At 32.4% G+C, this 4986-nt stretch carries 4 protein-coding genes; all 4 read left to right on the forward strand.

Translation table 11 applies throughout. The features are described from left to right. Nucleotides 1–53: 53 nt before the first annotated feature. The 4 genes from TH606_RS11010 to TH606_RS11025 are packed head-to-tail and all read left to right on the forward strand — an operon-like array spanning nucleotide 54 to nucleotide 4954. Complete coding sequence (locus TH606_RS11010; protein WP_068544029.1) at nucleotides 54–1352, forward strand: TRM11 family SAM-dependent methyltransferase; 1299 nt, start codon at nucleotides 54–56, stop codon at nucleotides 1350–1352. A gap of 2 nt (nucleotides 1353–1354) precedes the next feature. Then, nucleotides 1355–2368 (forward strand): DpnII family type II restriction endonuclease, encoded by a 1014-nt coding sequence (locus TH606_RS11590; RefSeq protein WP_157627923.1) that lies wholly within the window; start codon nucleotides 1355–1357, stop codon nucleotides 2366–2368. After that, nucleotides 2349–4004: a DUF262 domain-containing protein gene (locus TH606_RS11020; protein WP_068544031.1), complete on the forward strand. Its 1656-nt coding sequence runs from the start codon at nucleotides 2349–2351 to the stop codon at nucleotides 4002–4004. Before TH606_RS11590 ends, TH606_RS11020 begins: the two co-directional genes overlap by 20 nt. Next, on the forward strand, nucleotides 3986–4954 hold the full coding sequence (locus TH606_RS11025) for a DNA-methyltransferase (protein WP_068544033.1): 969 nt from the start codon (nucleotides 3986–3988) through the stop codon (nucleotides 4952–4954). Before TH606_RS11020 ends, TH606_RS11025 begins: the two co-directional genes overlap by 19 nt. Nucleotides 4955–4986: the final 32 nt, after the last annotated feature.

Genomic DNA, 4986 nt, shown 5'->3' on the forward strand with positions numbered 1-4986 from the left:
AGAACTCATTGAAGAGTGGTTAGAAAAATATTTTATGAAGGAAGTAAAGAAAGATGGATACCAAAAGTTTAAAGATTAATCTAAAAGAAGTAAAAATGCTGAGGAATATTAATGACCTTTTAGCTCTAAATCTGCCGAGTATATCCGAGATATTGTTCCCTAGTGGTTTTGAGTTATTACCCAGTGTCACAGAAATTTTTGAATTGGAATTTGCTTATTACGAATCAAAAATACTCTCAAAAAGAGAATTAATAAAGAGAGGTGCTTATTTTAAGTCTATAGATGGAAGAGAGACAATTCATTCTAAGATATGTAGGGGAACAAGTAAAGCACTGTTTGAGAATCGCTCAAAATCCACGATATCCTATTTTATGAATGGAGTATATTCAACTGGATATGCCACTCACAGATTATTTCCATACAGAGGAAAGTTTCATCCTCAAATGATTAAGGCTTTGATGAATATATTAGGCATTAAAGAGGGGGACATTGTATTAGACCCAATGTGTGGAAGTGGTACATTGAATGTTGAAGCAGCGTTAATCGGGATTAACTCCATAGGTGTAGATAAAAATCCATTTGCATGTTTTATGGCGAAAGTAAAACTAGAATCGTTAAGTTTAAGATTAGACTTGTTGGATGAATTATTAAGAGATCCAAAAGAAATACTGAATGAGTTTTTAACAACAAAACAGGTTAAAAATGAATTGCTTTTTGCTGAGGACGAAGAAAATAAAATAAAGAGACTATCTTTATTAGCTTTTTTAGATGCCATGGGATATGCACGTAGAACTACAAAAAGTATAGAGCAACTATTTCCTCAAGTGTTAAGTAGGTATATTAAACAGGTTAAAAGTCTTATTTCTATTTTCAAGGAACTAGATCTTAAATTAGGCAAAGGGAAAATAGAATTTGGAGATGCACGGGATTTATCGATAATAAAGGATGGCTCTGTGGACGGTGTAATAACATCTCCACCTTATTCTTTCGCAATAGATTATGCTGAAAATGATAGACCACAATTAGAATATTTGGGGTTTGATGTTGATAAATTAAAAAATGAGATGATTGGGCTAAGCGGTAGAGGTAGGAAAGAAAAATTACAAAAATATTTTAAGGACATGAACAGGGTTATGTCAGAGATTTCAAGAGTTCTGAAGGTAGGAAAGTATGCTGTGATAATAATTGGTTCAAACGATATACAAACAGGAGGGATAAGACTTGAAAATAAAATTAAAGAATTTGGCAACTCGCATGGACTAAATTTGGTCAGAGAAATAAGAAAACCGATAAAAGGAATAAGAAACACCATGCATGAAGAATTTGTGTTGATATTCAGGAAGGAGGGATAAAAATGACTTTTCCATCGCTCGAAGAAAAATATCGCACCGTAATTGAGAAGAATACCTTTTACTTTTATGACAGAGATTTTGAAGAGGCTTATGAAGGGTATCTTAATTCACTTAAAGAAGTTTTGCTTATATTAAAAAATAGAATTGAGACTGAAGGATTAAAAAAGGAAATTTTGGTAGATATAATCCGTAATAAAGAAAATGGATTGAGAGCTTTGTTAGCTCTAACCGGTTTTTCTAATGAATACTTCAAACGGTTAATTACATTTATTCGTGTGATTGATGATCCTGAGCTGAATAAATTAATATTTAAGGATAAGTGGGCAAAACCTATGGAAGGTGAAATGGAAGGCGAAATATCAGAATGGGGAGATTCACGAATTGCAAAACTTATCAAGCAAAACGAATATTTTGCAAGAGGGATCGTTAACTTGTTTTTTGAGGGAGCAAGTGTTCCAATAATATCAAGAGCTTTACCCTTGTTTGAACTCAAAAAGCTTAGCATTGAAAAGTTGAGTTTTAAGATTGAAGCAATGATTGACACACTTATAAGGTATAAGGAAAAGGGCTCTTATAGTGGGAAAACTGAAAGGAATCCCGAAACATACCTAGCAAAATTACTCAAAGAAATGAAAATACCTTTTGAAAAAGGAGATCTCCCAAAACTCGTTGAAGAGGAAGAAATTAGAAAAAGAACTATGGATTTTATAATCCCATCAAAAGACGAGCCACTACTTATTATCGAATGTTCTTACTTAGTTACAACGTCTTCCGGACAAGGAGATAAATCAAAGACAGAGGTGTCTGTAAATGACTTAATAAAGAAATATTATCCCAATGCCCTATTTATTGGATTCGTTGATGGTATAGGATGGTATGTTCGAAAGAAAGATTTAAAAAGAATGGTTTCCTCCTATGATGATGTATTTACTTTCCATGAAGAAGAAATAGAACGGTTTAAGAAATTGTCAATGCATATAATGGGGGCGAAAGAAGATGCCGAAAATAGATTTTAACCGTGACGGGATAGGTCATTTCTTATCCGATAAATTTTTGAAGGTTCCTCTTTATCAAAGGTCATTCGCTTGGCAAAAGGAAAATGTTAAGGAATTGTTTGATGACATTACTAATTTCTATCCTAATGAATACTTTATAGGAACAATAGTAGTAACAGACAAAAGAGACTATTTAGAAATTGTAGATGGACAGCAAAGGTTAGTTACAATAAGTTTATTTTTTATTACTATTCGGGATTTTCTTAAGGAAATAGGAGAAACTAAAAAAGCTGATGCTATCGAAAATGAATTTCTTGTAAAAGAAAGTTATAGAGAAGAAGAAAGAAAACAAAGGTTAATGTTGAATAATATAGATAACGACTTCTATAGTAGAGCCTTGATAGAAAGTGAAAAGATTGAACCTATTAGAGCTTCTCATGAAAGGTTAATAGAAGCATATAGGTTTTTGAGAAGTTTTATTGAGAATAGGTACAATAGTGAAGGTTTGAATGGAATTTTAGACCTTGTTGATTTCATAAAAGATAAGCTTTTGGTAATAATTGTTACTGTCTCTGATGATGTAAATGCCTTTACAGTCTTTGAAACACTAAATGATAGGGGGTTAGTTTTATCACAAACTGACTTAATCAAAAATTATTTATTCAACAAGGCTTCTGATAGAATATCTGAAGCTCAGGATAAATGGACCAGGTTTACTGGTGCTATTGAGTCAGGAATAAATGAAGAAGAAATTTTAAATTACATGAGGTACTACTGGTCTTCAAAATATGGTCTAACTCGTGAAAAAGAACTTTATAAAAATATAAAAGAAAAAATGAGAAATAAAAATCATGTTATTACATTTCTTAGTAATTTGGAGAAAACTTCCGAAATTTATCTAGCAATCTTAAATCCAAATCATCCCTTTTGGAGTAATTTTCCTCCAGAATGCTCGGAATATATAGAAGAATTATTAGAATTAAGGTTAACTCAAAATAGGCCTTTCTTAATTGCAATACTTGAAATATGGAAAGAAAGACCTGAAGAGGTGAAAAAAGCTTTAAAGCTTATAGTATCCTGGTCGGTTAGAAATCTCATAACTGGTATGATTGGTTCAGGTACCATTGAGAGGGAATTTTCAAAACAGGCTAAACTTATTAATGAGGGAAGAATAAGCAATGCAAAAGAACTATTAAATTCGGCAATAGATCTAATACCTCCAGATGAACAATTTCAAAAAGCTTTCGAAATAGCTACAGTTTCTAAATCTTATATTGCTCGTTATTATTTAAGGAAAATAGAACAAGAATATAGAACTACTCTGGAGTTGGCGCCTATTAAGAATCCAGAAAAAGTGAATCTTGAACATATACTTCCAGAAAGTCCAATAGATTTACATACAGATTGGCCGGATTTTGATGAAAGTCTGCACAAAACTTATTACCGTAGAATTGGAAACCTTACCCTCTTAGACAAAAAAATGAACAGTGATATAGGAAATGGCCCGTTTGAAGGGAAAAAAGCTATTTACAAAGAGTCTGAATTGATAATAACTAAAAATATTGCAGATTATGATGTCTGGAGTCCTTCTAAAATAGAAGAACGTCAAAAAGAATTTGCAAAGAAGGCGGTGGAAATATGGAATTTAAAAATTTAAACAAATTTATCAACAAAGTAATACAAGGAGATGTAATAGAAATACTGCGACAAATTCCAGATAATTCTGTTGATATGACTTTCGCTGATCCGCCGTTTAATTTAGGGAAGAAGTATAATAGTTATTATGATAAAAAGGATATAGATGAATATATTGAATGGTGTAAGTTGTGGTTAAAGGAAATGGTTAGAATTACCAAACCAACAGGTTCAATATTTGTCCACAACATTCCAAGATGGCTCACGTATTTTGCGTCATATCTTAACGAAATTGCTTATTTCAGACATTGGATAGCATGGAATGCGATGGGTGCGCCGTTGGGAAAAACGTTATTGCCAAACCATTATGGTATTTTGTGGTACACCAAACAGCCAAAAGGCTTCAAGTTCTATGATATCCGGGGGCGCCATCACAGATGTAGAAAATGTGGCATTGTTTTACAGGACTATGGTGGGAAAAAGAACCAAATGCATCCATATGGCCCACTAATTTCGGATGTTTGGACAGATATTCATAGGATAAGACATAAAAAAAGGAGGGATGAACATCCTTGCCAGTTGCCAATTCCATTATTGGAAAGATTGATTCTAATGACTACTGATGAAGAAGATATAATCTTTGATCCATTTGTTGGAACTGGAACAACAGCGATAGCTGCAAAGAGATTAGGAAGAAAATACATTGCTATTGACATAGATCCCAAGTATGTAGAAATAACAAAAAAGAAATTGGAATCTACTCAGCCTACTAAAATTAATGATTGTTATGTAAGTATATATCTTGGAAAAATAGTTACACTTAGAGATAAGGATTGGGAAAAACTAAAGAAGGCATTTATAATTCCATCTAATCCAAAAGAACTAGAGAAAGAAGAGATAAAACTAAAACTTCAAAAACACTATGATATGCCATCCTTATTTGATTATCACGATGGAGAAGATATAAAATAAAATGTAAAAGTTTAGACTTTATCTGACAGTCA

This window comes from Thermodesulfatator autotrophicus (assembly GCF_001642325.1).
Lineage (GTDB): Bacteria > Desulfobacterota > Thermodesulfobacteria > Thermodesulfobacteriales > Thermodesulfatatoraceae > Thermodesulfatator > Thermodesulfatator autotrophicus.

Bases quoted from the DNA above. Each gene is read 5' to 3' on its own strand.
- TH606_RS11010 (WP_068544029.1), top strand. From the start codon at position 54: ATGGATACCAAAAGTTTAAAGATTAATCTAAAAGAAGTAAAAATGCTG.
- TH606_RS11590 (WP_157627923.1), top strand. From the start codon at position 1,355: ATGACTTTTCCATCGCTCGAAGAAAAATATCGCACCGTAATTGAGAAG.
- TH606_RS11020 (WP_068544031.1), top strand. From the start codon at position 2,349: ATGCCGAAAATAGATTTTAACCGTGACGGGATAGGTCATTTCTTATCC.
- TH606_RS11025 (WP_068544033.1), top strand. From the start codon at position 3,986: ATGGAATTTAAAAATTTAAACAAATTTATCAACAAAGTAATACAAGGA.